General features: G+C 49.2%; 1 protein-coding gene. It reads left to right on the plus strand.

The features are described 5' to 3' along the window. Window positions 1–77 precede the first annotated feature (77 nt). Window positions 78–1,160, plus strand: coding sequence for an IS4 family transposase (locus F6J94_RS33960; RefSeq protein WP_293048373.1), 1,083 nt, complete (start codon window positions 78–80; stop codon window positions 1,158–1,160).

The following is a 1,160-nucleotide window of genomic DNA, read 5'->3' on the forward strand; positions in this document are numbered from 1 at the left end:
CTCAGTACAGGACAAAAGTTGCAAAAAGTGCCAGGGAGAGGGTTTGATGGAAATTACCACAAAGACCACAAACCCTCATGGAACAGATTAACCAACTTCGAGCCAAATTGCGACCCCACCTGGGCTGGCATGGGGCGCGACTCTCCTTCGTCGCCATGTTCCTCATAGCCCTATTTCGAGCCAAAACAGTCAATCTAGCGGAGTTGGCGACCGTGTGCGGAGGAAAAGCCGCTGATGCATCTCACTACAAGCGAATGCAGCGATTCTTCCGGTCTTTTGACCTAGACATGGCTCAAATTGCCCAGATGCTCGTCAAATTGGCTGGAATCCCTCAACCTTGGGTACTGAGCCTTGACCGCACTAACTGGTCTTTCGGAAAAACCCACTTCAACATCTTAATGTTGGGTGTGGTCCATGAGGGGATTGCTTTCCCCTTGCTGTGGACTCTGCTTGAGAAGCAGGGCAATAGTAACAGTGATGAACGTATGGATTTACTTGATCGCTTTGAAGCTTTGTTTCCTGATGTGGTGATCGCGTACCTAACTGCTGACCGGGAATTTATCGGCCAAGAGTGGCTGTCCTATCTGTTGATGGACAAGCCAATTCCCTTTCGGATACGCATACGTCAAAGTGACTTGATTCGATCCCGGACTCGGCAACAAGCCGTACCAGGGTCTCGCTATTTTGCCAACTTGTCCGTCGGGGAAACTCGCGTCCTTTCAGGTCATCATTGGGTTTGGGGTCGCCCAGTCTATGTGATTGGCGCTCGCCTACAACCGACTCAAAAAGGAGATGATAATTTTCTGATTCTGGTCACCAATCATTGCCCCGAACAAGCTTTATCGGATTATACCCGCCGTTGGGGCATCGAGACCCTGTTTGCGGCACTGAAGACTCGGGGTTTTTGCCTTGAATCGACTCATTTCAATGATGCCCCGAGACTGAGCAAACTTTTGGCTTTGTTAGCGATCGCCTTTGTGTGGGCGATGAAGACGGGTTTGTGGCAACATACACTCAAGCCCATTCCGATTAAATCCCATCAACGACGAGCCAAGAGCCTATTTCGTTTGGGATTTGATTATCTGCGCTCAATTTTCACCAATCTTGACCACCAGTTCCCAGCTTTTCTTAACTCTCTCCATTTTTTGTCCTGTACTTAG

The sequence above is a fragment of the Moorena sp. SIO1F2 genome, from assembly GCF_010672755.1.
Lineage (GTDB): Bacteria > Cyanobacteriota > Cyanobacteriia > Cyanobacteriales > Coleofasciculaceae > Moorena.

Bases quoted from the DNA above. Each gene is read 5' to 3' on its own strand.
- F6J94_RS33960 (WP_293048373.1), top strand. From the start codon at position 78: ATGGAACAGATTAACCAACTTCGAGCCAAATTGCGACCCCACCTGGGC.